Origin of the sequence: Pseudothauera rhizosphaerae (assembly GCF_004801305.1) — a bacterium.
Taxonomy (GTDB): Bacteria; Pseudomonadota; Gammaproteobacteria; order Burkholderiales; family Rhodocyclaceae; genus Pseudothauera; species Pseudothauera rhizosphaerae.
The window spans coordinates 342373-367660 of the sequence record NZ_SSOD01000002.1; the positions used below are offsets into that span (position 1 = coordinate 342373).

General features: G+C 69.5%; 24 protein-coding genes. 18 read left to right on the forward strand and 6 right to left on the reverse strand.

All coding sequences use genetic code 11. The annotated features are described in order from the left end of the window. Nucleotides 1–2 precede the first annotated feature (2 nt). The 9 genes from E6O51_RS03650 (at nucleotide 3) to hemF (ending at nucleotide 9589) form a co-directional block, all read left to right on the forward strand. Entirely contained in the window at nucleotides 3–1016 is a 1014-nt protein-coding gene (locus tag E6O51_RS03650; protein ID WP_136383602.1) for an aminoglycoside phosphotransferase family protein, read from the forward strand. A 25-nt stretch (nucleotides 1017–1041) separates the two neighbouring features. Continuing rightward, nucleotides 1042–1725, forward strand: coding sequence for an N-acetylmuramate alpha-1-phosphate uridylyltransferase MurU (murU, locus tag E6O51_RS03655; protein ID WP_136383659.1), 684 nt, complete (start codon nucleotides 1042–1044; stop codon nucleotides 1723–1725). 20 nt (nucleotides 1726–1745) lie between these two features. Then, the gene (locus E6O51_RS03660; RefSeq protein WP_136383603.1) at nucleotides 1746–3086 is read left to right on the forward strand and encodes an aminopeptidase P N-terminal domain-containing protein; all 1341 of its coding nucleotides are present in this window, start codon (nucleotides 1746–1748) and stop codon (nucleotides 3084–3086) included. Next, on the forward strand, nucleotides 3083–4228 hold the full coding sequence (locus tag E6O51_RS03665; RefSeq protein ID WP_136383604.1) for an FAD-dependent monooxygenase: 1146 nt from the start codon (nucleotides 3083–3085) through the stop codon (nucleotides 4226–4228). Before E6O51_RS03660 ends, E6O51_RS03665 begins: the two co-directional genes overlap by 4 nt. A gap of 138 nt (nucleotides 4229–4366) precedes the next feature. After that, entirely contained in the window at nucleotides 4367–5389 is a 1023-nt protein-coding gene (gene dusB, locus E6O51_RS03670) for a tRNA dihydrouridine synthase DusB (protein ID WP_136383605.1), read from the forward strand. Further along, nucleotides 5386–5622 carry a helix-turn-helix domain-containing protein gene (locus tag E6O51_RS03675; RefSeq protein WP_136383606.1) on the forward strand — a complete coding sequence of 79 codons (237 nt, stop codon included), beginning with the start codon at nucleotides 5386–5388 and terminating at the stop codon, nucleotides 5620–5622. The genes dusB and E6O51_RS03675 overlap by 4 nt, the downstream gene beginning before the upstream one ends. Nucleotides 5623–5692: 70 nt before the next feature. Beyond that, nucleotides 5693–7276: a bifunctional phosphoribosylaminoimidazolecarboxamide formyltransferase/IMP cyclohydrolase gene (gene purH / locus E6O51_RS03680; RefSeq protein ID WP_136383607.1), complete on the forward strand. Its 1584-nt coding sequence runs from the start codon at nucleotides 5693–5695 to the stop codon at nucleotides 7274–7276. Nucleotides 7277–7290: 14 nt separating this feature from the next. Further along, on the forward strand, nucleotides 7291–8565 hold the full coding sequence (gene purD, locus E6O51_RS03685; protein WP_136383608.1) for a phosphoribosylamine--glycine ligase: 1275 nt from the start codon (nucleotides 7291–7293) through the stop codon (nucleotides 8563–8565). A 109-nt stretch (nucleotides 8566–8674) separates the two neighbouring features. Beyond that, a complete protein-coding gene (gene hemF / locus E6O51_RS03690; protein ID WP_136383609.1) occupies nucleotides 8675–9589 on the forward strand; it encodes an oxygen-dependent coproporphyrinogen oxidase in 915 nt (304 codons plus the stop codon). 94 nt (nucleotides 9590–9683) lie between these two features. Here the strand turns inward: hemF and E6O51_RS03695 are convergent, their stop codons facing one another. From E6O51_RS03695 to hemC, 4 genes are read right to left on the reverse strand one after another with little or no spacing between them, the layout of a single operon-like run. Then, a complete protein-coding gene (locus E6O51_RS03695) occupies nucleotides 9684–10895 on the reverse strand; it encodes a heme biosynthesis HemY N-terminal domain-containing protein (protein WP_136383610.1) in 1212 nt (403 codons plus the stop codon). 9 nt (nucleotides 10896–10904) lie between these two features. After that, nucleotides 10905–12116, reverse strand: a complete 1212-nt coding sequence (locus E6O51_RS03700) for a uroporphyrinogen-III C-methyltransferase (RefSeq protein WP_136383611.1) — start codon at nucleotides 12114–12116, stop codon at nucleotides 10905–10907. Between the two features lie 9 nt (nucleotides 12117–12125). Beyond that, nucleotides 12126–12920, reverse strand: coding sequence for a uroporphyrinogen-III synthase (locus tag E6O51_RS03705; RefSeq protein WP_136383612.1), 795 nt, complete (start codon nucleotides 12918–12920; stop codon nucleotides 12126–12128). 15 nt (nucleotides 12921–12935) lie between these two features. Continuing rightward, entirely contained in the window at nucleotides 12936–13883 is a 948-nt protein-coding gene (hemC, locus tag E6O51_RS03710; protein ID WP_136383613.1) for a hydroxymethylbilane synthase, read from the reverse strand. A gap of 190 nt (nucleotides 13884–14073) precedes the next feature. On the opposite strand from hemC, the gene ppc reads away from it, so the two are divergent. Continuing rightward, nucleotides 14074–16827, forward strand: coding sequence for a phosphoenolpyruvate carboxylase (gene ppc, locus E6O51_RS03715; protein WP_136383614.1), 2754 nt, complete (start codon nucleotides 14074–14076; stop codon nucleotides 16825–16827). 9 nt (nucleotides 16828–16836) lie between these two features. Here ppc and E6O51_RS03720 read toward each other — a convergent pair whose 3' ends face one another. Next, the gene (locus E6O51_RS03720; protein ID WP_136383615.1) at nucleotides 16837–17616 is read right to left on the reverse strand and encodes a LytR/AlgR family response regulator transcription factor; all 780 of its coding nucleotides are present in this window, start codon (nucleotides 17614–17616) and stop codon (nucleotides 16837–16839) included. Further along, nucleotides 17613–18638, reverse strand: a complete 1026-nt coding sequence (locus E6O51_RS03725; protein WP_136383616.1) for a sensor histidine kinase — start codon at nucleotides 18636–18638, stop codon at nucleotides 17613–17615. Before E6O51_RS03725 ends, E6O51_RS03720 begins: the two co-directional genes overlap by 4 nt. Before the next feature lie 79 nt (nucleotides 18639–18717). Between E6O51_RS03725 and argH the strand changes: the two genes are divergently transcribed. The 8 genes from argH (at nucleotide 18718) to E6O51_RS03760 (ending at nucleotide 25281) form a co-directional block, all read left to right on the forward strand. Further along, nucleotides 18718–20136 carry an argininosuccinate lyase gene (argH, locus tag E6O51_RS03730; protein ID WP_136383617.1) on the forward strand — a complete coding sequence of 473 codons (1419 nt, stop codon included), beginning with the start codon at nucleotides 18718–18720 and terminating at the stop codon, nucleotides 20134–20136. Between the two features lie 17 nt (nucleotides 20137–20153). After that, nucleotides 20154–21062 carry a fructosamine kinase family protein gene (locus E6O51_RS03735; RefSeq protein ID WP_136383618.1) on the forward strand — a complete coding sequence of 303 codons (909 nt, stop codon included), beginning with the start codon at nucleotides 20154–20156 and terminating at the stop codon, nucleotides 21060–21062. 227 nt (nucleotides 21063–21289) lie between these two features. Further along, a complete protein-coding gene (locus tag E6O51_RS21740; RefSeq protein WP_168735175.1) occupies nucleotides 21290–22003 on the forward strand; it encodes a hypothetical protein in 714 nt (237 codons plus the stop codon). Continuing rightward, nucleotides 22000–22257 (forward strand): HPr-rel-A system PqqD family peptide chaperone, encoded by a 258-nt coding sequence (locus E6O51_RS21745; protein WP_168735176.1) that lies wholly within the window; start codon nucleotides 22000–22002, stop codon nucleotides 22255–22257. The genes E6O51_RS21740 and E6O51_RS21745 overlap by 4 nt, the downstream gene beginning before the upstream one ends. A 300-nt stretch (nucleotides 22258–22557) precedes the next feature. Then, the gene (locus tag E6O51_RS03745) at nucleotides 22558–23037 is read left to right on the forward strand and encodes a GspH/FimT family pseudopilin (RefSeq protein ID WP_168735181.1); all 480 of its coding nucleotides are present in this window, start codon (nucleotides 22558–22560) and stop codon (nucleotides 23035–23037) included. Further along, a complete protein-coding gene (gene pilV / locus E6O51_RS03750) occupies nucleotides 23034–23483 on the forward strand; it encodes a type IV pilus modification protein PilV (protein WP_136383620.1) in 450 nt (149 codons plus the stop codon). Before E6O51_RS03745 ends, pilV begins: the two co-directional genes overlap by 4 nt. Continuing rightward, nucleotides 23480–24676, forward strand: a complete 1197-nt coding sequence (locus E6O51_RS21750; RefSeq protein WP_168735177.1) for a PilW family protein — start codon at nucleotides 23480–23482, stop codon at nucleotides 24674–24676. The genes pilV and E6O51_RS21750 overlap by 4 nt, the downstream gene beginning before the upstream one ends. Beyond that, nucleotides 24673–25281: a pilus assembly PilX family protein gene (locus E6O51_RS03760; RefSeq protein WP_136383621.1), complete on the forward strand. Its 609-nt coding sequence runs from the start codon at nucleotides 24673–24675 to the stop codon at nucleotides 25279–25281. Before E6O51_RS21750 ends, E6O51_RS03760 begins: the two co-directional genes overlap by 4 nt. The last annotated feature ends 7 nt before the right edge of the window (nucleotides 25282–25288 follow it).

Genomic DNA, 25288 nt, shown 5'->3' on the forward strand with positions numbered 1-25288 from the left:
GTTTGCATCGACTCGACCAACTGCAGCAGTGGCTCGCCGCGCAACTGCCCGGCCGCGCCTTCGAGCTCGCCCCGGCGTCGGCAGACGCCAGCTTCCGGCGCTATTTCCGCGTCAGCTTCGCCGACGGCGGCCCCTCGCGCATCGTCATGGACGCCCCGCCCGAGCACGAGGACTGCCGCCCCTGGCTCAGGGTCGCGGAGCTGTTCGGCGCCACCGGCGCCCACGTGCCCGAGGTGCTGGCCCAGGACGTGGGCCAGGGTTTCCTGCTGCTCTCGGACCTGGGCAGCCGCACCTACCTCGACGTGCTCGACCCGGCCGACACCGCCACTGCCCACGGGCTCTACGCCGAGGCCCTGGGCAGCCTGATCGCCATCCAGGCCGCCAGCCGCCCGGATGCGCTGCCCGAGTATTCCCGCGAACTGCTCGCCCGCGAGCTGGCCCTCTTCCCCGAATGGTACGTGGCCCGCCACAAGGGCCACACGCTCACCGACGCCGAGCGCGCCATGCTCGACCGGACCTTCGAGCGCATCCTGGCGGTGAACCTGGCCGAACCGCAGGTCTTCGTGCACCGGGACTACCACTCCCGCAACCTGATGTACCTGGAAGACGGCCGCAACCCCGGCATCATCGACTTCCAGGACGCGGTATACGGCCCCCTCAGCTACGACCTGGCCTCGCTGCTCAAGGACGCCTACATCCGCTGGGAGGAGGATTTCGTCCTCGACCTGCTGGCGCGCTACTGGGACGCGGCGCGCAAGCTCCACCTGCCGGTGCGCGAGCACTTCGCCGACTTCCACCGCGACTTCGAATGGATGGGGGTGCAGCGCCACCTCAAGGTGCTGGGCATCTTCGCCCGCCTCTACCACCGGGACGGCAAGGACGGCTACCTGAAGGACATGCCGCTGGTCGCCGACTATCTGCGCCGCGCCTGCCGCCGCTACGGCGAACTGGCACCGCTGCTGAAGCTCCTCGACCAGTTCGACCCCGAGCCGGTCGAATATGGCTACACCTTCTGAGCCGGCGACGACAACCATGCGCGCGATGATCCTGGCCGCAGGCCGCGGCGAACGCATGCGCCCGCTCACCGACACCTGCCCCAAGCCCCTGCTCCCGGCCGGCGGCAAGCCGCTGATCGTGCATCACATCGAGCGCCTGCGCGCGGCCGGCATCACCGAGCTGATCATCAACCACGCCCACCTGGGCGCGCAACTGGAAGCCGCCCTCGGTGACGGCAGCACCTGGGGCGTGCACATCGCCTGGTCGCGGGAAGGCGAGGCGCTGGAAACCGCCGGCGGCATCCGCCTGGCCCTCCCCCTGCTGGGGGAAGCCCCCTTCCTGGTGATCAATGGCGACGTCTATTGCGATGCCGACCCGGCAGCCCTCGCCGCCGCGGCCGGCCGGCTCGCCACCGACGGCGATCTCGCCCACCTGCTGCTGGTGCCCAATCCGGCCCACCACCCTGGGGGCGACTTCGTGCTCGCCGACGGCCGCGTACACGACGGCGCTGGGGAGCGCCTCACCTTCTCCGGCCTGGGCGCCTACCATCCGGCCCTGTTCGCCGAACTGCCCGCCGGCCGCCCGGCCAAGCTCGCCCCTTTGCTGCGCGCCGCCATGGCCGCCGGGCGCGTGTCGGGCAGCCTGCATGAAGGCTACTGGCTGGACGTGGGCACGCCGGCCCGGCTGGCCGAACTGGACGCGCATCTCGGCGTCCAAAAGAGCCTCTGAGCGCATGCCATAATCCATCCATGAACGCCCCCCTCGAATCCGTCCTCGACATCACCCCCTTCCGCGCCCGCCGCGCCCGCCTGCTCGCCCGCATGCGCGCGGAAGGCGGCGGCATCGCCATCCTGCCCACCGCGCCCGAGCGCATCCGCAACCGGGACGCCCACTACCTCTACCGCCACGACAGCTACTTCTACTACCTCACCGGCTTCCGCGAGCCGGAGGCGGTGGCGGTACTGATCGCAGGCGACGAGGACCGCAGCGTGCTGTTCTGCCGCGCCAAGGACGAGGAGCGGGAAATCTGGGACGGCTACCGCTACGGCCCGGAAGCCGCCCAGGCCGCCTTCGGCTTCGACGAGGCGTACACCGTCGGCGACCTGGAGCGCCGCCTGCCCGAACTCCTCGCCGACAGGCCCGTGCTGTGGAGCGGCCTGGGCTACGACAGCGAGTGGGACGGCAGGATCATGGCCGCGCTCAACGCGGTGCGCGCCAACTCGCGCACGGGCGTGGTGCCGCCCCACTCGGTGCGGGACATCCGCGCCGAGCTGGACGAAATGCGCCTGGTCAAGGATGCCTTCGAACTGGACACCATGCGCCGCGCCGCCGCCATCTCCGCCCGCGCCCACCGCCGCGCCATGGCCGCCGCCTGCCCGGGGCGCTTCGAATACGAGGTCGAGGCCGAACTGCTGCACACCTTCCGCGCCGCCGGCAGCCAGGCCCCGGCCTACACCAGCATCGTCGCCAGCGGCCCCAACGCCTGCGTGCTGCACTACGTGGAAAACGACCGCCGCATGGCCGACGGCGACCTGCTGCTGATCGACGCCGGCTGCGAACTGGACGGCTACGCCTCGGACATCACCCGCAGCTTCCCGGTCAACGGCCGCTTCTCCGGCCCCCAGCGCGACGTCTACGAACTGGTGCTGGCCGCCCAGGCCGCAGCAAAAGCCGCCATCCGCCCCGGCGCCCACTGGAACGAACCCCACGAGGCCGCGGTCAAGGTGCTCGCCCAGGGCATGCTGGACCTGAAGCTCCTCGCCGGCAGCCTGGACGGCGTGCTGGAGAACGGCGACTACCGCCGCTTCTACATGCACCGCACCGGCCACTGGCTGGGGATGGACGTGCACGACGCCGGCGAGTACAAGCAGGGCGGCGAATGGCGCTCCCTCGCCCCCGGCATGGTGCTCACCGTGGAGCCCGGCTGCTACATCCGCCCCGCCGACGACGTACCCCAGGACTTCTGGAACATCGGCGTGCGCATCGAGGACGACGCGGTGGTCACCGCCGACGGCTGCGAGTTCATCACCGAGGACGCCCCGCGCAGCGTGGCGGACATCGAAGCCGTGATGCGCGAGGGCCGCGCATGACGGAACACGACCTGCTGGTGGCGGGTGCCGGCCCGGTGGGCCTGGCGCTCGCGCTCGCATTGAAGGACAGCGGGCTCGACGTGGCGCTCGCCGACACCAGACAACCGGAAGCGGTCGCCGCCGACCCGCGCGTGCTGGCCCTGTCCCACGGCACCCGGCTCACGCTCGAACGCCTCGGCGTGTGGCAGGCGCTGCCCGCCACGCCCATCATCACCATCCACGTCTCCCAGCAGGGCGGCTTCGGCCGCACGCTGATCCGCGCCGCGGACTACGGCGTGCCCGCGCTGGGCCACGTGCTGCCCGCAGGCGCCCTCGCCGGCGCGCTGCGCCGCGCGGTGGACGCGGCCGGCATTCCGGTGCTGGACGAGACCGAGGTGCGCAGCCTCGCGCCCGACGCGGACGGCGTGACGGTGCAGCTCGCCGGCCGACACGCAGGGGAACGCCGCGTCCGCCTGGCTATATGCGCGGAAGGCGGCATCCGGGCGGAGGCCGCCGAGTTGACCGAACGGGACTACGGCCAGCACGCGCTGATCGCCCTGGTCGAAGCCGAAGGCGCGCCTCCCGGCACCGCCTTCGAACGCTTCACCCCGGCCGGTCCAGTGGCCCTGCTGCCCTGCGGTACTTCCTACGCGCTGGTGCACGGGGTCAGCCCGCAACAGGCGGACGAACTGCTCGCCCTCGACGATGCCGCCTACCTCGCCCACCTGCAGGCCCATCTCGGCGGCCGCCTGTGCCTGACGTCCATCGGCGAGCGGCTGCGCTACCCCCTCGGCCTCAAGGTGCGCAAGACCCCGGTCGGCCCCCGCACCGTGTGGCTGGGCAATGCCGCCCAGACCCTGCATCCGGTCGCCGGCCAGGGCTTCAACCTCGCCCTGCGCGACGTGTGGGCGCTGGCCGACACCCTGCTGCGCCACCCCGGCGACCCCGGCGCAACCGCCACGCTGGCCGCCTACGCCAGCCGCCGCAACCCGGACCGCTTTGGCACCATCGGCTTCACCGACACCCTGGTGCGCCTCTTCAGCAACGACCTCGCCCCCCTGCGCCACCTGCGCGGCGCCGGCCTGTTCGCCCTGGATCTGGTCGGACCGCTGCGCCACTTCGTCGCCAAGCGCATGATGTTCGGCGCCCGCGCCTGGCCCTGAGCCACCCCGGCGCAAACCGAGCAGGCGCGCGCCGCTCCGCCGGAAGACCGCCCCGCCGCCTGCAGCCGGCCGGCGCGGCGCGCCCCAACCCCTCGCCGCATGGGGTAAAATGCCGCCTTTTCCCCAAGCCCGATCCCCATGCAGTTCGCCGGCTTCACCCTGCGCAACAACCTGTTCGTCGCCCCCATGGCCGGGGTCACGGACCGCCCCTTCCGCCAGCTTTGCAAGAAGCTGGGGGCCGGGCTCGCGGTGAGCGAGATGGTGACCTCCAATTCGCTGCTCTACGGCAGCGCCAAGACCCGCCGGCGGGCCGACCATGCGGGCGAGGTGGCGCCCATCTCCGTGCAGATCGCCGGCGCCGATCCGGCCATGATGGCCCAGGCCGCGCGCTACAACGCGGACCACGGCGCGCAGATCATCGACATCAACATGGGCTGCCCGGCCAAGAAGGTGTGCAACGTCATGGCCGGCTCCGCGCTGATGCAGGACGAGGCCCTGGTGGGACACATCCTCGACGCCGTGGTCGCGGCCGTGCCGGAGACCCCGGTGACGCTGAAGTTCCGCACCGGCTGGAACCGGGACAACCGCAACGCCCCCGCCATCGCCCGCATCGCCGAGGAAGCGGGCGTGCGCGCCATCGCCATCCACGGCCGTACGCGCGCCGACCAGTACATGGGGCAAGCCGAGTACGACACCATCGCCCACGTCAAGACGCTGGTGAACATCCCGGTGATCGCCAACGGCGACATCGACAGCCCGCAGAAGGCCAGACACGTGCTGGACCACACCGGCGCCGACGGCGTCATGATCGGCCGCGCCGCCCAGGGCCGGCCGTGGATCTTCCGCGAGATCGAACATTATCTGACCACCGGCGAACTGCTCGCGCCGCCGCTGGTGAGCGAAATCCACCAGGTGTGCCGCGAGCACCTGGCCGACCTCTATGCCTTCTACGGCGAGGAGACCGGGGTCAAGATCGCGCGCAAGCACATCTCCTGGTACACCAAGGGCCTGGTCGGCTCCGCGGCCTTCCGCCGCGCCATGAACCAGTTGCCCGACATCGACGTACAACTCGACGCGGTGGACGAGTTCTTCGGCCGCCTGGCGGCGGAAGACGCCCGCCTGCGCTACGAGGAAGACTATCCGCAGGAGCTCGCAGCATGAGCCGTTCCAACGACATCGCCGAATCCGTCCAGCGCACCCTGGACCAGTACTTCCGCGACCTGGACGGCGAACGGCCGGCCGCCATCTACGACATGGTGATCCGCAACGTGGAGCGTCCGATGCTGGAATTCGTGCTGCGCCAGGCCGGCGGCAACCAGACCGCCGCCGCCGACATGCTGGGCATCAACCGCAACACCCTGCGCCGCAAGCTCAACGAATACGATCTGCTGTGATCATTCCGCGCCGCCCCCGGGGCGGCGCGTTCCCCACGCCTTTCCCCACTTCCCGTTGCCCAAGCTTCCCATGACCGTCACCCAAGCCCTGATCAGCGTTTCCGACAAACGCGGCGTGCTCGACTTCGCCCGCGAACTGGCCGCCCTCGGCGTCAAGCTGCTGTCCACTGGCGGCACCGCCGCCCTGCTGCGCGAGGCCGGCCTCGCCGTCACCGACGTCTCCGAGCACACCGGCTTTCCCGAAATGCTGGACGGCCGCGTCAAGACCCTGCATCCCAAGGTGCACGGCGGCATCCTCGCCCGCCGCGACCTGGCCGAGCACATGCGCACCATCGCCGACCACGACATCAGCCGCATCGACCTGGTGGTGGTGAACCTCTACCCCTTCCAGGCCACCGTGGCCCGCCCGGACTGCTCGCTGGAAGACGCCATCGAGAACATCGACATCGGCGGCCCCACCATGGTGCGCGCCGCGGCCAAGAACCACGGCAACGAGCAGGGCGGCGTGGGCATCGTCACCGATCCCGAGGACTATGCCGGCATCGTCGCCGAGCTCAAGGCCAATGGCGGCAAGCTCGGCTACAAAACCCGCTTCGCGCTGGCGGTGAAGGCCTTCACCCATACGGCGCGCTACGACTCGGCCATCTCCAACTACCTCACCGCGCTGGTCACCAACGAAGCCGGCGACCTCTCGAAGCAGGCCTACCCCGAACGCTTCCAGCTCGCCTTCGACAAGGTGCAGGACCTGCGCTACGGCGAGAACCCGCACCAGAGCGCGGCTTTCTACCGCGAGCCGAACACGCCCGAAGGCGCCATCGCAGGCTACACCCAGTTGCAGGGCAAGGAACTCTCCTACAACAACATCGCCGACGCGGATGCGGCGTGGGAATGCGTCAAGGCCTTCGACAGCACGGCGTGTGTGATCGTCAAGCACGCCAACCCCTGCGGCGTGGCCCTCGGCGCGACCCCGCTGGAGGCTTACAAAAAGGCCTTCTCCACCGACCCCACCTCGGCCTTCGGCGGCATCATCGCCTTCAACGGCGTGGTGGACCGCGCCGCTGCGGAAGCCGTGTCGGCCCAGTTCCTCGAAGTGCTGATCGCGCCCTCCTACACCGCCGACGCGCTGGAACTGCTGCGCGCCAAGCAGAACGTGCGCGTGCTCACCTGTCCGCTGGGCAAGCCTGCCGGCGCCCTCGACTACAAGCGCGTGGGCGGCGGCCTGCTGGTGCAGAGCGCCGACGAGGCCCGCATCGCCCTCGCCGACCTGAAGGTGGTCACCAAGCGCGCGCCCACGGACGCCGAACTCTCCGACCTGCTGTTCGCCTGGCGCGTGGCCAAGTACGTGAAGTCCAACGCCATCGTCTACTGCAAGGACGGCCAGACCGTGGGCGTGGGCGCCGGCCAGATGAGCCGCGTGGACTCCGCCCGCATCGCCAGGATCAAGGCCGAGAACGCCGGCCTGCAGATCACCGGCTGCGTGGTGGCCTCCGACGCCTTCTTCCCCTTCCGTGATGGGCTGGACGTGCTCGCCCAGGCCGGCGCCACCGCGGTGATCCAGCCCGGCGGCTCGGTGCGCGACGCGGAGGTGATCGCCGCCGCCGACGAGCAGAACATCGCCATGGTGTTCACCGGTTTCCGCCACTTCCGCCACTGAGCACGGAGCAGTCCATGAAAGTCCTCGTCATCGGCTCGGGCGGACGCGAACACGCGCTGGCCTGGAAACTCGCCCAGTCGCCCAAGGTCACCCGCGTGCTGGTCGCCCCCGGCAACGCCGGCACCGCGCGCGAGCCGCTGCTGGAGAACGCCCCGGTCACGGCGATCCCCGAGCTGGTGGAGCTGGCCCACAGGGAAAAGGTCGCCTTCACCGTGGTCGGCCCGGAAGCGCCGCTGGCCGCCGGCGTGGTGGACGCCTTCCGCGCCGCCGGCCTGCCCATCTTCGGCCCGCTGCAGGCCGCCGCACGGCTGGAAAGCTCCAAGGACTTCGCCAAGCAGTTCCTGGTCCGCCACGGCATCCCCACCGCCAAGTACCGGACCTTCGCCGACGCGGCCGAAGCCCACGCCTACTTGAAGGCCGAGGGCGCGCCCATCGTCATCAAGGCCGACGGCCTGGCCGCAGGCAAGGGCGTCGTGGTGGCGATGACCACCGACGAGGCCCATGCCGCCATCGACATGATGCTGCTGGACAACAAGATGGGCGACGCCGGCGCGCGCGTGGTCATCGAGGAATTCATGCAGGGCGAGGAAGCGAGCTTCATCGTCATGGCCGACGGGAAGAACGCGCTGGCGCTCGCCACCAGCCAGGACCACAAGCGCCTCCAGGACGGCGACCAGGGTCCCAACACCGGCGGCATGGGCGCCTACTCCCCCGCCCCGGTGGTCACCCCCGAAATCCACGCCCGCGTGATGCGCGAGATCATCCAGCCCACGCTGGCCGGCATGGCCGCCGACGGCAGCCCCTACACCGGCTTCCTCTACGCCGGGCTGATGATCGACGACGCAGGCAAACCCCGCGTGGTGGAGTTCAACTGCCGCCTGGGCGACCCGGAAGCCCAGCCCATCATGATGCGGCTGAAGACCGACCTGGCCGACCTGGTGGAGGCGGCCATCGAAGGCAAGCTCGACCAGGCCGAGGCCGAATGGGACCGCCGCGTGGCCCTGGGCGTGGTGCTCGCCGCCGCGGGCTACCCGGACAGCCCCCGCAAGGGCGACCCCATCACCAGCCTGCCCGCCGACACCGCGGACGTCCACGTCTTCCATGCCGGCACGGCGGAGAAGGACGGCCAAGTGGTCACCGCCGGCGGCCGCGTGCTGTGCGTCACCGCCTTGGGCGACAACGTGCGCAGCGCGCAGAAGCTCGCCTACGAGGCCGCCGACCAGATCCAGTTCGCCGGCCGCCAGTACCGCCGCGACATCGGCCACCGGGCCGTGGCGCGCAAGGGCTGATCCCTCTCCATGTAGGAGCGGGCTTGCCCGCGATTGCGGCGTCCATGTAGCCCCGACCGCAATCGCGGGCAAGCCCGCTCCCACGGCAGTAACGACATCGCCGGAAACCATGACGCCCGATCTCGCCGCCATCAAGCAGTATTTCACCACCCTGCAGGCGCGCATCGTCGAACGCCTGGAAGCCTTCGACGGCCAGCCCTTCCGCGCCGACGGCTGGGAGCGCCCGGGCGGCGGCGGGGGGCTGACCCGCGTCATCGAGGAAGGCGGCTTCTTCGAGCGCGGCGGGGTGAACTTCTCCCACGTCACGGGCGAAGGCATGCCGGCTTCCGCTACCGCCCACCGCCCGGAACTCGCCGGCCGCCGCTTCGAGGCCATGGGCGTGTCCCTGGTGCTGCACCCGCGCAATCCCTACTGCCCCACCGCGCACATGAACGTGCGCTGCTTCGTCGCCCTGGCCGAAGGCAAGGCGCCGGTGTGGTGGTTCGGCGGCGGCATGGATCTGACGCCCTACTACGGCTTCGAAGAGGACGTGCGCCAATTCCACGCCACCTGCAAGGCGGCGGTGCTTCCTTTCGGCGGCGAAGCGGAATACCGTCGGCTCAAGGACTGGTGCGACCGCTACTTCTTCCTCAAGCACCGCAACGAACCGCGGGGCGTGGGCGGGCTGTTCTTCGACGACCTGGGCGCGGACGGCAAGACCCCGTTCGATGCTGCTTTCGGCCTCACCCGCTCCGTGGGCAACGCCTTCGTCGACGCCTACCTGCCCATCCTCGAACGCCGCCGCGACACGCCCTATGGCGAGCGGGAACGCGACTTCCAGGCCTACCGCCGCGGGCGCTACGTGGAATTCAACCTGGTGTTCGACCGGGGCACCCTCTTCGGCCTGCAGTCGGGCGGGCGTACCGAATCCATCCTGATGTCCCTGCCGCCCATCGTGAAGTGGCGCTACGACTGGCACCCGGAAGCGGGCAGCGCGGAAGCGGAACTGTACGAGCGCTATCTGAAGCCGCAGGACTGGGTGTAGGAGCGGGCTCGCCCGCGATGCGGCGTTCGTTTTCCCGCAGGCCGCATCGCGGCCAAGGCCGCTCCTACCAGCCCGTGGCACCCATGGATCGGACTCAGATCGCGACCGGCAGACTGCCCTGCTGTGCCGCCGGCTCGGCCGACACCTTCGCCGCCGCGCGGTAGTGCTCCTGCGCTTCCTCGCCCCGCCCGAGCTGCTCCAGCAGCCCGGCCAGGGACAGATGGGTTTCCACCGCCGGGTCCTGCTTGAGGGACAGTTCCAGATAGCTCTGCGCCTTGCCCCACAACTGCGCCTGCAGGCACAAGCGGCCCAGCGCATGCAGCAGGCCGGCATCCTGGGGATGCCGTTTGAGCCACTCTTCCGCCTTGGCCAGGCAGGCCACCGCGTCGTCCTGGCCGCACAGGGCGTAGAGGCGCGCCAGGCCGGAATCCCACTCGGCGTCCAGCAACTGCTCCACCTTGCGCCGCGCCAGCGCTCCCTGCCCGCCCGCCACCAGCAGCGGCACCGCCCGCTCGACCAGGCGGCGGTCCTTCATCTCGGCGGCGGGGATCGCCTTCCAGTAGTCGGACAGCGCCTTGCCGTCGCCGCCCAGTTCACGCATGCGCTCCACGTGGGCGCGGCGGACCAGCGGGGCGACCTGCTCGTCGGACAGGGCCTTGTGCTTGTAGAGCTGGCGCGCGAGCTTGAGCACCTCGTCCCAGCGGTGCAGGGCGGAGGCCACGCGCAGGGACAGGCGCAGGGCGGCGATCTGGCGGTTGCCGAGCAGGCGCAGGGTTTCGAGGCGCTCGGCGGCGAGCTGGAAATCCCGGTCTTCCACCGCCAGTTCGGCCTCGGTCATCAGGCGTGCGGCGCGGGCCGCATCACCGTATTCAGCGATGCGGCCGATCCAGGTCTTGTAGCGGGTCTCGTCGCGCATGGCGTGGGCCGCCCGCGCCGCCACCAGCGCCGCCGCGGGGGTTCGTTCGCCCAGGGTGCACGACTTTTCGGCCAGCTTAAGTGCCTGCGCATAGCGCCCCTCGAACAGCGTGCGCAGCGCGTCGCGCAGCATGCGGCCGGCCTTGTCGCGCCTGCGGCGCTCGCGAAAGGCCCTCACCGCACCCGGCAACGCAAGGGTGTTGTGCAACACGCGCACCAGCAGGTAGGCGACGAAGAATGCCGCCAGCAGCCCGATGATGACCAGGTTGAGCGACAACTGCACGCGGTAGGGCGGTACCGCCAGCAGCACGTAGCCCGTATTGATGCTGCCGGCGACCGCAATGGCGGCGGCCAGCGCGAAGATGCCGATGAGCCAGATCAGGGCGCGCATGGGTCGGCCTCAGCGCGCCGGAGCGGCTGCGCCGCCGGCGTCCTGCCCGTCGTCAGCCGGGCCGGCGGGTTCCGCATCGGCGCCACCTGCCGGGCGCGCCTGCAACAGGCGCAGGGCCGCCATGCTGTCCAGGGTCACGCCGTGCTCGACGACCACGGGCGTGGCCTCCAGCGTCTTCAGTTCGGCCACCAGCGCCTGCACGCCTTCGTCGCGCAGGTCGAAGAAGCGCTCGATCCAGCCGCGTGCCTGCTTCAGGTCGGCCGCATAGTTGTTGCCGTCCCGCGCCAGCAGCGCGAGACGCGCGGTGAGCAGGCGGATCTTGACGTTCTCGCGCAGGAAGGTGCCCTGCGCCGGCGCGAGCAGGACGGGCTCGGTCTGGTCCAGGCGCTCGACGCGCACCAGGGTCTTGAGCTCGTTCCACAGATCGCGCCCCAGCATGGCGACGAAATCGAGCGGCGCGGAGCCGAACGAGGCGGGTTCGGAGACGGCATCGGTCGCCTCGGCGGGACGCGGCAGTTCACCGGCATAGGCCAGCGGCAGCGTTTCGATGCGATCCTGCATGATTTCCAGGCGCAGGGCGATGCCCTGCACGTCCACCTGCGGCATCGCGCGCAGTTGTTCGATGTCGCGGGCGATGGCGCGGCGCAGCGGGGCAATCTGGCCGCGGTCCTGCGTCGCCAGGCGGGCCTCGGCGCCCTGCAGGGCGATCAGCGCCGCTTCCACGTTGCCGGCGAGGGTCAGTTGCTGGCCGGCGATGGTCACCGCCTGCTCGACCTCGGCGATCACACGGTCCTCGCGCGAGCGGGAGAATTCCTGATACAGGGCTTCGAGCGCCGCCGCCTGCCCTTCGGTGGCAGCGACCTTGGACTCCAGCGCGCCGAGCTTGCCCTGCAGCGTGCCAATGGCTTCCTGCTGCTGGCGGGTCAGCGCGCGCGCCTCGGTGGCGGCGGTATCGGCCGCGGCCAGGCGGCTTGCGAGCTCGTCGCGCAGTTCGCCGGCCTGGCTGCGCGTCTGCCAGGCCTGCCAGCCCGCGGCGGCCGCACCGAGGAGGGCCACGACCGCGAGCACGATCGCCAGTCCGGGCGAGCCGCCGCGGGCGGGCGGCGCAGGCGGGGAAAGGTCTGCCGGCCGGGGGTCGGCGGAAGCCTGATCGCCGGTCCTGGGCGCGGCCGCATCGGCGGCGGCCGGCGGCTGCGTGAGCGCGGGGGTTTCTTCTTTCATGCGTTCAGTTTAACCGAGGCTGGTATCGAAGTGCGCTTCCAGCGCGGCCAGCAGGCCGTCGTCGCCCGGTTCGGTGGCGATGACGCGGGAGAAACCGGCCAGCGTCGCCTGCTCGGCAATGCGGGGGTGCGAGGCGAACACAGGTATGCGCGCGAGCGCCGGCGGCAGCTCGCCGCCGAACAGGGTGAGGAAGTTGCGCACGCCCTCGCTGCTGGTCAGGCTGATGGCATCGAGCTCGCCGCGCTCGGCCAGGCCCTGCAGCAGCGCCGGTTCGACCGGTGGCAGTGCGCGGCAGTAGCAGGTGACGTACTCTACTTCCGCGCCGCGCTCCCGCAGCGTGTCGCCGAGCAGGTCGCGCCCGCCGTCGCCGCGGAACACGACGACGCGGCGTCCGCGCACGGCTTCCGGCGCGAAGGCCGGCAGCGCCAGCACGGCTTCGCTGTCGAAACCGCTGTCCGGGGCGATCACACCGGTGAAACCGTGCTCGGCCAACGCGCGCTCGCTGCCCTTGCCCACTGTGGCAACCGCCACGCCGGCCGGCCACGCGCGCCGCGCGAGGATGGCGCGCAGGGCGTGCTGCACGGCATTGGGGCTGACGAAGAAGGCGAGATCGAAGGTGCCGAGGCGGTCGGCCAGGTCCTCCAGCGCGGACGTATCGGCGAGCGCCTCGATGGCCATGACAGGAAAACGCACCGGGGTGCCGCCATGGGCGGCGATGGCCTCGCACAGGGCGTCCGCCTGCGCGGCAGGACGGGTGACGAGGATGCGGAGCCCGGCAAGGGGCTGGGGTGCGGTCTGGGGCATGCCCGGGGCGGCGAGTCAGCCGAGTTCGGCGAGGATGGCCTCGGCTCCCTGGGCGCGCAGCTCGTCGGCCAGCGCGCGGCCCAGCGCCTCCGCTTCGGCCGGGTCGCCTTCGCGCTCGGCGCGCACCATGCGGCTGCCGTCGGGCAGCGCGACGAAACCGCGCAGCCACAGGCGGCCGGCACGAATTTCAGCGTAGGCGCCGAGGGGCACCTCGCAACTGCCGGCCAGCGCCCGGGCGACTGCGCGTTCGGCGCGCACGCAGGCGGAAGTGTCGGGGTCGTTCAGGGGCGCGAGCCAGGCAGCGACCTCGGGCCGGTCCGCCAGGCACTCGATGCCCAGCGCGCCCTGCCCGGCCGCGGGCAGCGAGACCTCGGACGGCAGCAGGGCGCGGATGCGCTCGCCCAGACCCAGGCGCTTGAGGCCCGCGGCGGCGAGGATGATCGCGTCGTACTGGCCTTCGTCCAGCTTGCGCAGGCGGGTGTCCAGGTTGCCGCGCAGGCTGGTCACCGCCAGGTAGGGATAGCTCATGTGCAACTGCGACTCGCGACGCAGGGAGGAGGTGCCGACCACGGCCCCCGGCGGCATGTCGTCCAGGCTGGCGTAGCGGCTGGAGACGAAGGCGTCGAGCGGCAGTTCCCGCGCCGAGATGCAGGGCAGCGCGAAGGGTTCGGCCATCTCCATGGGCACGTCCTTCATGGAATGCACGGCGATGTCGGCGCGGCCGTCGAGCAGCGCGGTTTCCAGTTCCTTGACGAACAGGCCCTTGCCGCCCACCTTGGCCAGCGGCCGGTCGAGGATCTGGTCGCCGCGCGTGGTCATGCCCAGCAGTTCCACCCGGCATGCCGGATACAATGCCTCCAGCCGCGCCTTGACGTGCTCGGCCTGCCACAGGGCGAGACGGCTTTCGCGGGTGGCGATGACGATGCGCTCGGGCGCGGCGCTGCCGGATTCGTTTCGGGTCACGGTCGGGAACTCATGCAAGGAGAACGGGATTCATGCCGGAGGCCGCTTTTCGCCGCGGTGCAGCATCAGGGTTGACACCCATGGCGCTCTGGCTGGGCGCGATTCTAGCATGCATGCCGCCCGCCCTCCCGGCCCACGGGACGGCATCCCGCCTCCCATTCAACCGACGATATCGAAGCTGACCGCCACGATGGCCGACACCCCGACTACCCCCGACAAGGACGCGCCGCTGCGCGAAGACATCCGCCTGCTCGGTCGCCTGCTGGGCGACACCGTGCGCGACCAGCAGGGCGAAGCCAGCTTCGCCCTGATCGAACGCATCCGCCAGACTTCGGTGCGCTTCCGCCGCTACGACGACCTGGACGCCCGCCGCGAGCTGGAAGGCATTCTCGACGCCCTCGAACGGGAGCAGACCATCCAGGTGGTGCGCGCGTTCAGCTACTTCTCGCATCTGGCCAACATCGCCGAGGACCAGCACCACATCCGCCGCTCCCGCGCCCACCTGCTGGCCGGCTCCGCGCCGCGGGAAGGCAGCCTGGCCTGTGCGCTGGAGCGCGCCGCCCATGCACTGGGCCAGGATGCACCGGCGGCGCTGGCGGACTTCTTCACCCACGCCCTGGTGTCGCCGGTGCTCACCGCCCATCCCACCGAGGTGCAGAGAAAGAGCATCCTCAACTGCCAGACCGGGATCGCCCAGCTCCTGGACGAGCGCGACCGCATGCAGCTTACGCCCGAGGAACTGGCGGCCAACGTCGATTCCTTGCGCCGCGCCGTGCTCACCCTGTGGCAGACCCGCATGCTGCGCCCGGCCCGGCTGTCGGTGATCGACGAGGTGAACAACGGCCTGTCCTATTTCTCCACCACCTTCCTGCGCGAACTGCCGCGCCTGTATGCCGGCATCGAAGACCACCTCGGGCAGGCCGGGGCCGAACTGCCCGCCTTCCTGCAGGTCGGCAACTGGATAGGCGGGGACCGGGACGGCAACCCCTTCGTCACCGCCGAGGTGCTGGAGCGCGCCTTCGCACTGCAGGCCGCCGCGGCGCTCGGCTTCTACCTGGACGAGTTGCACGCGCTGGGCGCGCAGCTTTCCCTCGCCCTCGGCCTGGTCCAGGTTTCGGACGCCCTGCTGGCCCTGGCCGAACGTTCCGCCGACCACTCCCCGCACCGCAGCGACGAACCCTATCGCCGCGCCATCGCGGGCATGTATGCGCGCCTCGCCGCCACTTGGCACGCCCTGCTCGGCAGCGCGCCGCCGCGCCCACCGGTGGGCGAAGCCGAGTCCTATGCCGACCCCGCCGAATTCGCCGCGGACCTGGACATCCTCCACCATTCGCTCGTCGCCAACGGCACGGCCGCACTGGCCCGCGGCCGCCTGCGCCACCTGCGCCGCGCGCTCAGAGTGTTCGGCTTCCACCTAGCGCCCATCGACCTGCGCCAGAACTCGGACGTGCATGAACGCGTGGTGGCCGAACTGCTCGCCACCGCGGGCGCGGCGGCCGACTACCGGACGCTGGACGAGACCGCCCGCATCGACCTGCTGCTGGCCGAGCTCGCCACCCCGCGCCTGCTCGCCTCGCCCCATCTCGCCTACAGCGAAGAAACCGAATCCGAGCTGGCGATCTTCCGCGCCGCGCGCCGCGCCCATCTGCGCTTCGGCCCGGCGGCGATCCAGAACTGCATCATCTCCAAGACCGCCGACGTCTCGGACCTGCTCGAACTCGCCGTGCTGCTCAAGGAAGCAGGCCTGCTGCGGCCCCACGAGGGCGCTCTGGACGTGAACGTCGTGCCGCTGTTCGAGACCATCGAGGACCTGCGCAACGCCCCCGGCGTGATGGACCGCCTGTTCGCACTGGAACCGTACCGGGCGCTGGTGGCCGCCCGCGGCGAGCTGCAGGAAGTGATGCTGGGCTATTCCGACAGCAACAAGGACGGCGGCTTCCTGACCTCGGGATGGGAGCTCTACAAGGCCGAGATCGGCCTGGCGGAAACCTTCGCCCGCCACGGCGTGCGCCTGCGCCTGTTCCATGGCCGCGGCGGCTCGGTGGGCCGCGGCGGCGGGCCCAGCTACCAGGCCATCCTGGCCCAGCCGGGCGGCGCGGTGCAGGGCCAGATCCGCCTCACCGAGCAGGGCGAAGTCATCGCCGCCAAATACGGCAACCCGGAAGTGGGCCGGCGCAACCTGGAGGTGCTGGTGGCCGCCACGCTGGAAGCCACGCTGCTGGCGGACGGCGGCGCCGCGCCGGACCCGGCCTTCCTCGACACCATGCAGGCGCTCTCCGACGGCGCCTTCGCCGCCTACCGCGGGCTGGTGTACGAGACGCCCGGCTTCGAGGACTACTTCTGGCAGTCCACGGTGATCAGCGAGATCGCCGAGCTCAACATCGGCTCGCGCCCCGCCTCCCGCAAGAAAGGCATGCGCATCGAGGATCTGCGCGCCATCCCCTGGGTGTTCTCGTGGGCCCAATGCCGGCTGATGCTGCCCGGCTGGTACGGCTTCGGCACCGCGGTCAAGGCCTGGCTCGCCGCCCGGCCGGACGACGGCCTCGCCCACCTGCGGCGCATGCACCGGGAGTGGTCCTTCTTCGCCACCCTGCTGTCGAACATGGACATGGTGCTGGCCAAGACCGATCTGGCCATCGCCGCGCGCTACGCCGAACTGGTGCGGGACGCGGCCCTGCGCGACGCCATCTTCGCGCGCATCCGCGCCGAATGGCAGGATACGGTCGAGGCGCTGCTGGCCATCACCGGCCAGCGCGAACTGCTGGACGGCAACCCGCTGCTCAAGCGCTCGATCCGCAACCGCTTCCCCTACCTGGACCCGCTCAACCATGTGCAGGTGGAACTCCTGCGCCGCCACCGGGAAACCCATGACGACGAGCGCATCCGCCTGGGGCTGCACATCTCCATCAACGGCATTGCCGCCGGGTTGCGCAACAGCGGCTGACGCCGCGTGCTACAACCCCAACAACTGCTTGACCGCCGCCCACTGCCGGCGGCTCACCGGCAGGCGTTCGGGCACGCCGGCGAGCAGCACCTGCCAGTGGCCTTCGCCGCCTTCCTCGTCCGCGTCAGCCGCCCGTTCCACGCCCTGCAGCGCGGCGCGCGCCACCAGGCTGTTGCGGTGGATGCGCAGGAAGCGCCCGCCGAATTCCTGTTCCAGTTGCACCAGGGATTCGTCCAGCAGGTATTCCCGCTCCACGGTGCGCGCGGTGACGTACTTCTGCTCCGCCTTCAGGTAGAGCACGGCCTCCACCGGCACCAGCAGGATGCGCCCGCGTTCGCTCACGCTGAAGTGCCGGCGCACGCCCGGCGCCAGCGCCGCCAGGGCCGCATCGGCCGGCGCCAGGTGGCGGCGCGCCTTGCCGAGCGCATCGGCGAGGCGTTCCGCCCGCACCGGCTTGAGCAGGTAGTCCGCCGCGGCCAGTTCGAAGGCCTGCACCGCGTACTGGTCGTAGGCGGTGGTGAAGATCACGGCGGGCGCCTGCGGCAGGCGGCGCAGGTGGCGGGCCAGCTCCACGCCGTCCATGACCGGCATGCGGATGTCGGCCAGCACCACGTCCACGGGCGCCGCTTCCAGCAGGCGCAAGGCTTCCACGCCGTTGGCGGCGAGGCCGGCGACCTCGGTGGGCTGGGTCGCGGCGATGTCGCCGAGCAGGTCGCGCAGGCGGCTGCGGGCCGGCGCCTCGTCGTCCACGATCAGCACGCGCAGGGTTCTGGTGACCGTATCGTTCATGCGGGTGCACTCCGGTAGGGCATGCGGATGCGCACCCGGTAGCGGCCCTCGCGCCGCTCGCTCTCCAGCCCCGCCTCCAGGTCGAAGAACAGCATCAGCCGTTCGCGCAGGTTATCCAGCGCCATGCGGTTGCCTTCGTGATGCGAAAGATCGCGGGACACCGGGTTTTCCACCTCGATGCGCAGTTCTTCGCCGCGGCGGTACAACTGCACCCGTATCTCGCCCGCTTCGGCCAGGGGTTCGATGCCGTGATACACCGCGTTCTCCAGCAGGGGTTGCAACAGCAGCGGCGGCACCAGAGCGTCGCGCGGGCAGTGCTCGGCCTGCCAGCGCACCTGCAGGCGCTCGCCCAGACGCAGGCGTTCCAAGTCCAGGTAGCGCTCGCACAGGGCGAGTTCGGTATCCAGACGCACCAGCTCCCGGTTCTCGCGCATCAGCACGCGGAAGAGGTCGGCCAGTTCCTCCAGGGCGCGCTCGGCGCGGCGCGGGTCGGAGCGGATCACGCCGAGCACGGCATTGAGGCTGTTGAACAGGAAATGCGGGCGGATGCGGGCGGTAAGCGCCATCAGCCGCGCTTCGGAGAGAGCCCGCGAGAGCCGGCGGTTGCGGTAGTCGAAATACAACAGGCCGAGCACGCCAGCCACCGCCGCCCACAACAGCCAGCGCTGCAGGCCGACGCCGCCGAAACCTCCAAAGCCGCCCGCGAGCCAGTACGCGGCGGCCGCGACGGCCAGCACGGCGGCCATGACCAGCACCATGCCGACCCGCCGCGACCGGCGCGCGAGCCAGGGCTGGACCAGGTAGAGCAGCAGGGCCACGGCCAGCAGCGGCAGTTCCACGCGCCCGGCCAGGGCGATGAACTGCAGCATGAAGCCGTCGAAGCTGTCCGCCTGCACCAGTGCGGTGGCCACCACCAGCACATTCACCAGCAGGAGCAGGCGCAGCAGCACGCCCAGATTGCGGAAATCGGGCAGTCCGCCGGGCGGCAAGGGAGGCTGGGCCTTTTGCTTTATACTTTGCATCGCTCAAGCCGGGGTGCGGCGCACCCGACGGCCCCATGAACGGCCGGGTCCGGCCGGAAACATCCTTCAAGCGCGCATTATGACAGACACTACTTCCTCCCAGCCGGCCAAGGCCTGGTCCGGGCGCTTTTCCGAACCCGTTTCCGATCTGGTCAAACGCTACACCGCCTCGGTGTTCTTCGACCAGCGCATGGCGCAGCAGGACATCCGCGGCTCGCTCGCGCACGCGAAGATGCTGGCCCGCCAAGGCATCATAGCCGCGCAGGATCTGGCCGACATCGAGCGCGGCATGGCGCAGATCGCGGGCGAGATCGAACGCGGCGAATTCGCCTGGAACCTGGACGACGAGGACGTCCACCTCAACATCGAAAAGCACCTCACCGCACTGGTGGGCGACGCCGGCAAGCGCCTGCACACCGGCCGCAGCCGCAACGACCAGGTCGCCACCGACATCCGCCTGTGGCTGCGCGACGCCATCGACCGGATTCTGGCGCTGATCGGCGACTTCCAGAAGAACCTGCTCGACGTGGCCGAGGCCAACGCCGCCACGCCCATGCCCGGCTTCACCCACTTGCAGGTCGCGCAGCCCGTGACCTTCGGCCACCACCTGATGGCCTACTACGAGATGACCCGGCGCGACGCCGAGCGCTTCGCCGACTGTCGCAAGCGGGTGAACCGCCTGCCGCTGGGCAGCGCCGCGCTGGCGGGCACCAGCTACCCCATCGACCGCGAATTCGTGGCCGCCGAACTGGGCTTCGACGAGGTCAGCCAGAACTCGCTGGATGCGGTGAGCGACCGCGACTTCGCCATCGAATTCTGCGCCACATCGGCGCTGCTGATGACCCACCTCTCCCGCCTGTCGGAAGAGCTGATCCTGTGGATGAGCCCCCGCTTCGGCTTCATCGACCTGGCCGACCGCTTCTGCACCGGGTCGAGCATCATGCCGCAGAAGAAGAACCCGGACGTGCCCGAACTGGTGCGCGGCAAGACCGGCCGCGTCAATGGCAGTCTGATTTCGCTGCTGACGCTGATGAAGGGCCAGCCGCTGGCCTACAACAAGGACAACCAGGAAGACAAGGAACCGCTCTTCGACACCGCCGACACGGTGATCGACACGCTGCGCATCTACGCCGACATGATCACCGGCATCCGCGTCAAGGCGGACGCCATGCGCGGCGCGCTCACCCAGGGCTACGCCACCGCGACCGATCTCGCCGACTATCTGGTCAAGAAGGGCCTGCCCTTCCGCGACGCCCACGAGGCCGTGGCGCTGGCGGTGCGCACGGCCGAGGGCCTCGACCGCGACCTGCCGCAACTCTCGCTGGCCGAACTGCGCGACGCCATGGTCCACGTGCCGGGCACAGCCGACAAACTCGCCGACGACATCTTCGCCGTGCTCACCGTCGAAGGCTCGCTCTCCTCGCGCAACCACGTGGGCGGCACCGCACCGGATCAGGTGCGGGCGGCCATCGCCCGGGCCCGCGCCCGCCTCGGCTGACCGTCGCCCCAGCGACAATGCCGCCCGCCACCGCACGCGCACCCATCGAAGCCGCGCTGCGTGCGGCCCTCGGCAACGCCTTCCGCCTCACCCACATCGAGGCGGCCGGCGGCGGCTGCAGCCACGAGTCCTTCGTCGCCGGCGATGGCGCACGGCGCTTCTTCGTCAAGCTCGACAGCGCCGAGCGACTGCCCGTGTTCGCCGCCGAAGCGGACGGGCTGGCCGCAATCGCCGCCACCGGCACCTTCCGCACCCCGGCCGTGATCGCCTGCGGCAGCGACGGGCAGTACACCAGCCTGATCCTGGAGCATCTCGAACTGCGCCCGGTGCACACCGAGCGGGAAGGCAGCCGCTACGGCGAAACGCTCGCCGCCCTGCACGCGCACTGTGGCGAGCGCTTCGGCTGGCCGGCCGACAACTACATCGGTGCAAACCGGCAGCCCAATGTCCTGACCGACAACTGGGCGCTGTTCTTCACCGAATACCGCCTGCGGCCGCAATTCGCGCTGGCGCGCGCCCACGGCTTCGGCGGCGATCTGCAGCGCCAGGGCGAACGCCTGCTCGAACGTGTACCGGCGCTCTTCCTCGACTACCGCCCGCGCCCCAGCCTGCTCCACGGCGACCTGTGGCACGGCAATGCAGCGGTGCTGGCCGACGGCACCCCGGCGTTGTTCGATCCGGCCGTGCATTACGGCGACCGGGAATCCGACATCGCCATGAGCGAGCTGTTCGGCGGTTTTCCCACCGCCTTCCATGCCGCCTACCGGCGCTGCGCGCCGCTCAATGAAGGCTACGAGCAGCGCAAGCTGCTCTACAGCCTGTACCACATCCTCAACCACCTCAACCTGTTCGGCCGCGGCTACCTGGGCGAAGCGCTCCGCCTCCTGGCACGCCTCAATGACGAACTCGGCGCACGGCGGCCCTAGGCCGCGGCACTGCGCGCTAGCGCGTCGGAATACTTTACACATTATTTCCGCACGCCCCAGAACCACCCCCAGACAGCGCGCAATGCACTGTTATATATCGACATTCTCCATCCGGCATCGATATTGCTTCGATCAGACACAACGCGCCCCGTCCGTGCATTGGTTCACGGCACGGCCGCCATGGCACACCTAACATCTACCGCAGGCATTTGGCAGGACGAATCGCCATGACCCCCGACCAGGATCACCGCGCCGCTGAAACACCCCCGACGCACGACGTCTCCGGCCTGCGCCGCCGACTGCTGCGCGGCGGGCTGTCGTCGGCACCGCTGCTGCTCACCCTGACCAGCCGGCCGGTACTGGCGACCTACTGCACCTGCCCCTCCGCAGCCCTGTCCGGAACGGCGAGCCACAAGGAAGAAGACAAGCCCAAGTGCTGGGGATACTCCCATAAAAAGTGGAAACACTCCGCCAAGGAAGAAATCGATCACCGCAAGAAACTGTGGTACAGCCAGCATGGCGGCAAGGACAAGTCCCCCGGTCATGGGCATGACGACGACGATGACGACATCAGCAAGTACGGCCCGTTCACCAGTTGGCCGATCCCGCTGACCGATCCGTTCCACAATTACTTTCCGCAAGGGTCGCACGGCCGCTACTTCAAGTCCGGCCAGCAGGGCTGGAAGCCGCTCTCCCTGTTCGAAGTCATGGATCTGCCCGGACACGCCGACCCGTCCGAGATCGGCGCCCATTTCGTCAGCGTCCTGCTCAACATCCGCACCGGCCTGGTCGACCCGCGCGCGATGACCGAACAGAGCCTCAAGGCGCTGTGGTCCGAATACGCCCAGAAGGGCTACTACAAGCCCCACGCCGGCGCCAACCCCTGGTACGCGGCCGACATCGTCGCGTACTTCGAACGGACGGGGCTCTCGTCCTATTGAACGGCCCTTCCGCCCCGCAGCCCCACCTGCTCGAAGCCGTCTGGGAAGACGGGGCGGCGCTCTATGACCGCCGCTCGGGCGACACCCACCTCCTCGACACCTTCACCCTCGCCGTCCTGCATGCAGCGCGTGCCGTCGGCGCCGACCCCGCGGCCATCCACGCCCGCCTCGCCGATTCCGGCAACCCGCAGGAATACGAACTTTCCCGGATAGAATCGGCGCTGGACCAGTTGATGGCCGCCCACCTACTTTAGGGTACGCTCCCTGCTCCTTGGTGGTCGCACACACTCTGCCGCGGCCGTATGACCACGGCCCGACCGCGGCAAGGCCCTCCCCCCTCCTCGTACCGCAGGCATAGCATCGCAGCCCTGCCCTGCCCTGCGCGTACCGTCCCGTTTGTGGCATGGTCTCCATCCGGTTTCCATTCGACACAGACAGGCATAATTGCCGGCCGGATCCTGACACCCAGGACCCGCAAACCGCTCATCGGCCGAATTCAGTCTTTCATCGCCGGCGTCTTGAGCCTCCCGCCCACTCCGCATAGTGTCCAACCCATGAAAAAGACACGTGGTTTCACCATCATCGAACTGATGCTCACCGTCGCGGTGCTCGCGGTGCTGCTCGGCATCGGTATTCCGAGCTTCCGGAACCTGATCCAGAACAACCGCGCCACGGCCATCGCCAACGACATCGTGGGCACGCTGCAAACTGCCCGCTCTGAGGCCATCAAGCGCAGGAGCCCCATCACCGTCTGCCGCCGCAATGCCGCCGGCAGCGCTTGCGAAAACGGCACGAACTGGGCGGCTGGCTGGCTCATGCTGCAGGGAGCCACCGTACTGAAGGTCTGGGATGCCGCAGCCGGCGAGCCGGTCGTTACCGGCCCCGCGGGCGGCATCGTGTTCCAGTCCGACGGCACCGCGAGCGCAACCGGGGAATTCCAGGTCCAGACCTCCAGCGGCAGCACCGCCGTCCAGCGCTGCGTCGGCGTCGCCGGCCTAGGACGTGTCAGCACGAAGACAGGAGCATGTTCATGACCCTCCTCGCTTTCAAGCACCAGCAAGGCACCTCGCTCCTCGAAATCCTTGTTGCCGTGGTCATCCTCAGCGTTGGCCTGCTCGGTGTGGCCGGTCTGCAATTAACCAGCCTGCAGAGCGGGTACAGCGCCTATCAACGTTCCCAGGCCACCTGGCTCGCCAACGATCTCGCCGACCGCATGCAGGCGCAGAGCCTCACCGCTTGCACGGTATATGACGATGGCAGCAGCGACACTAAGCGCACAGAATGGAACACCCTCCTCACCGACCTGCTCGGCGCCGATGCGGAAGGCTTCGTGGGTGTCTGCGACAGCGACGGCAACGTCACGATCTTCGTCGAATGGACCGACGCCCGCGGCAACATCAAGGCGGGTGGTGAGACGGACGCGGGCGACCAGGAAAACAGGCAAATCTTTGAATTTCGCACCCGGCTTGGCAGATCATGAAAACACCCTCCACCCAGCGCGGGCTCACCCTGGTCGAACTGCTGGTCGCCATGGCGGTCGGCCTGATACTGATCGCCGGCGTCATCACCATCTTCCTCGGCAGCAAGCAGAGCTACCGCACCAGCGAAGCCCTGTCCCGCGTCCAGGAAAGCGGGCGCTTCGCCCTGGAATTCATGGCCCGCGACCTGCGCGCGGCCGGCTACAGCCCGGCACGGGAATTCGGCTGCACGCGCCTGGGGCAGGAAGCCGAGCAGGAAGTCGAACCGGGCGACCTTCACGAAGGCCGGCTGCGTGTAGCGCTCACCGACCCCAGCGCCATCGGCGAGGGCCAAACTGCCAACCCCGATGCCACGGCAAACTGGAATGCCGTGTTCTCCCCCGAAACCGTCCCCTCCGTATACAGCGAAGGCGAAGGCACGGCCCCTGCCGGCCGGCTCCGGGGAGACTGGGTCACCGCCCAGACCTTCTCCCCCCGGGGCGGGCCCATGCGGGTTCTCGACAGCGACACGTCATCCGGTCTGACCCTGGATGTGGAAATCGCCCCCGATGCGGAACCGGACACGGGTGAAACCATGGTGATCATCGAGGAAAACTGCACGCGGGGCGTCGTGCTGGAGCTCTGCGGCATCTCCGAAATTGCGGGAGGCGGCGGGGAAGAGGGTGAAACAGGCGGCGGAGACGATGACGGCCCTACCGCTACCCACCGGCTCAGTTTCGCAGATTGCAACGCCGGACACATAGATTCGAGCAACCGCAACGACTTCATCAAAGCCCACCCGATGAATTTCGAGGATGCCGGCGTGCTGCGCGTGTCCGGTGCGGCGTTTCCCGTCACCTACTACATCGGCACAGGCGCCGGCGGCGAGCCCGCCCTTTTCCGCAGGGCTGGCACCCAAGCCGCACAGGAACTCGTGGAGGGGGTCGAGAATATGCGCCTCCTATACAGCCTGAGAAGCGCAGGCAACCCCCGCCAGGCCGACGGCAACTTCGTCGACGCCAGCGCCAGTTCCGTAGCAGGCAACTGGGAAAACGTGGTCGCCGTGCGCGTCGAACTGCTGGTGCGCAGTGCGGAAACTAACGTGGTTCCCGAAGTGCAATCCGTCACCTTCGGCGGCGCGCCCGTAAACACCGACGACCGCCGCCTGCGCCAAGTCTTCACCTCCACCATCGCCCTCAGGAACCGCCTGCTATGAACGCCGCCACCGCCCTCCGCCCACCGGCGCATGCGCCTTCCGGCCAGCGCGGCGCCGTCCTGGTCGTCTCCCTTATCATGCTGGTGGTGCTCACCATCCTGGGTGTCGCCAGCATGCGCAGCACCATCCTCGAAGAGCGCATGGCCGGCAACGTCAAGGAGCAATACCGCGCCTTTCACACCGGAGAACTGGCCGTGCGCACCGCGGAAGCCGCCATCCGGAACGATACCGGGACGGCCCAGGACTCATGGAACTGCACCGATGCCGTGATCGGCAGCCTTACTGACTTCGAAGAGCTTACCGACGGGGAAAATAGTAGCGAGATTCCCCCCCGCTATTCCTCCCGCTATTGCGGCCCCAAGGAATCACCTTACGTCAAGCTGGTATGCAATACCTACACCGAGACCACGGAGGTGGCGGGGGAGGAAGTCAGCACCGAAATCACCGATTGCGAGCCTTTTACGCCCAGGGACCAAACCGTCATAGATTCCGGCAGTGCCCCCTCCATTAAAGTGGAAAGCTATGCGGTTCTGGGCGTGGGCCGCATTCCCGGCAATGCCGAATCCGCCCTCGTCACGTCCTACAATAACGGGTTCACCGAATAAGCAAAGC

Bases quoted from the DNA above. Each gene is read 5' to 3' on its own strand.
- murU (WP_136383659.1), top strand. From the start codon at position 1,042: ATGATCCTGGCCGCAGGCCGCGGCGAACGCATGCGCCCGCTCACCGAC.
- E6O51_RS03660 (WP_136383603.1), top strand. From the start codon at position 1,746: ATGAACGCCCCCCTCGAATCCGTCCTCGACATCACCCCCTTCCGCGCC.
- E6O51_RS03665 (WP_136383604.1), top strand. From the start codon at position 3,083: ATGACGGAACACGACCTGCTGGTGGCGGGTGCCGGCCCGGTGGGCCTG.
- dusB (WP_136383605.1), top strand. From the start codon at position 4,367: ATGCAGTTCGCCGGCTTCACCCTGCGCAACAACCTGTTCGTCGCCCCC.
- E6O51_RS03675 (WP_136383606.1), top strand. From the start codon at position 5,386: ATGAGCCGTTCCAACGACATCGCCGAATCCGTCCAGCGCACCCTGGAC.
- purH (WP_136383607.1), top strand. From the start codon at position 5,693: ATGACCGTCACCCAAGCCCTGATCAGCGTTTCCGACAAACGCGGCGTG.
- purD (WP_136383608.1), top strand. From the start codon at position 7,291: ATGAAAGTCCTCGTCATCGGCTCGGGCGGACGCGAACACGCGCTGGCC.
- hemF (WP_136383609.1), top strand. From the start codon at position 8,675: ATGACGCCCGATCTCGCCGCCATCAAGCAGTATTTCACCACCCTGCAG.
- E6O51_RS03695 (WP_136383610.1), bottom strand. From the start codon at position 10,895: ATGCGCGCCCTGATCTGGCTCATCGGCATCTTCGCGCTGGCCGCCGCC.
- E6O51_RS03700 (WP_136383611.1), bottom strand. From the start codon at position 12,116: ATGAAAGAAGAAACCCCCGCGCTCACGCAGCCGCCGGCCGCCGCCGAT.
- E6O51_RS03705 (WP_136383612.1), bottom strand. From the start codon at position 12,920: ATGCCCCAGACCGCACCCCAGCCCCTTGCCGGGCTCCGCATCCTCGTC.
- ppc (WP_136383614.1), top strand. From the start codon at position 14,074: ATGGCCGACACCCCGACTACCCCCGACAAGGACGCGCCGCTGCGCGAA.
- E6O51_RS03720 (WP_136383615.1), bottom strand. From the start codon at position 17,616: ATGAACGATACGGTCACCAGAACCCTGCGCGTGCTGATCGTGGACGAC.
- E6O51_RS03725 (WP_136383616.1), bottom strand. From the start codon at position 18,638: ATGCAAAGTATAAAGCAAAAGGCCCAGCCTCCCTTGCCGCCCGGCGGA.
- argH (WP_136383617.1), top strand. From the start codon at position 18,718: ATGACAGACACTACTTCCTCCCAGCCGGCCAAGGCCTGGTCCGGGCGC.
- E6O51_RS03735 (WP_136383618.1), top strand. From the start codon at position 20,154: ATGCCGCCCGCCACCGCACGCGCACCCATCGAAGCCGCGCTGCGTGCG.
- E6O51_RS21740 (WP_168735175.1), top strand. From the start codon at position 21,290: ATGACCCCCGACCAGGATCACCGCGCCGCTGAAACACCCCCGACGCAC.
- E6O51_RS03745 (WP_168735181.1), top strand. From the start codon at position 22,558: ATGAAAAAGACACGTGGTTTCACCATCATCGAACTGATGCTCACCGTC.
- pilV (WP_136383620.1), top strand. From the start codon at position 23,034: ATGACCCTCCTCGCTTTCAAGCACCAGCAAGGCACCTCGCTCCTCGAA.
- E6O51_RS21750 (WP_168735177.1), top strand. From the start codon at position 23,480: ATGAAAACACCCTCCACCCAGCGCGGGCTCACCCTGGTCGAACTGCTG.
- E6O51_RS03760 (WP_136383621.1), top strand. From the start codon at position 24,673: ATGAACGCCGCCACCGCCCTCCGCCCACCGGCGCATGCGCCTTCCGGC.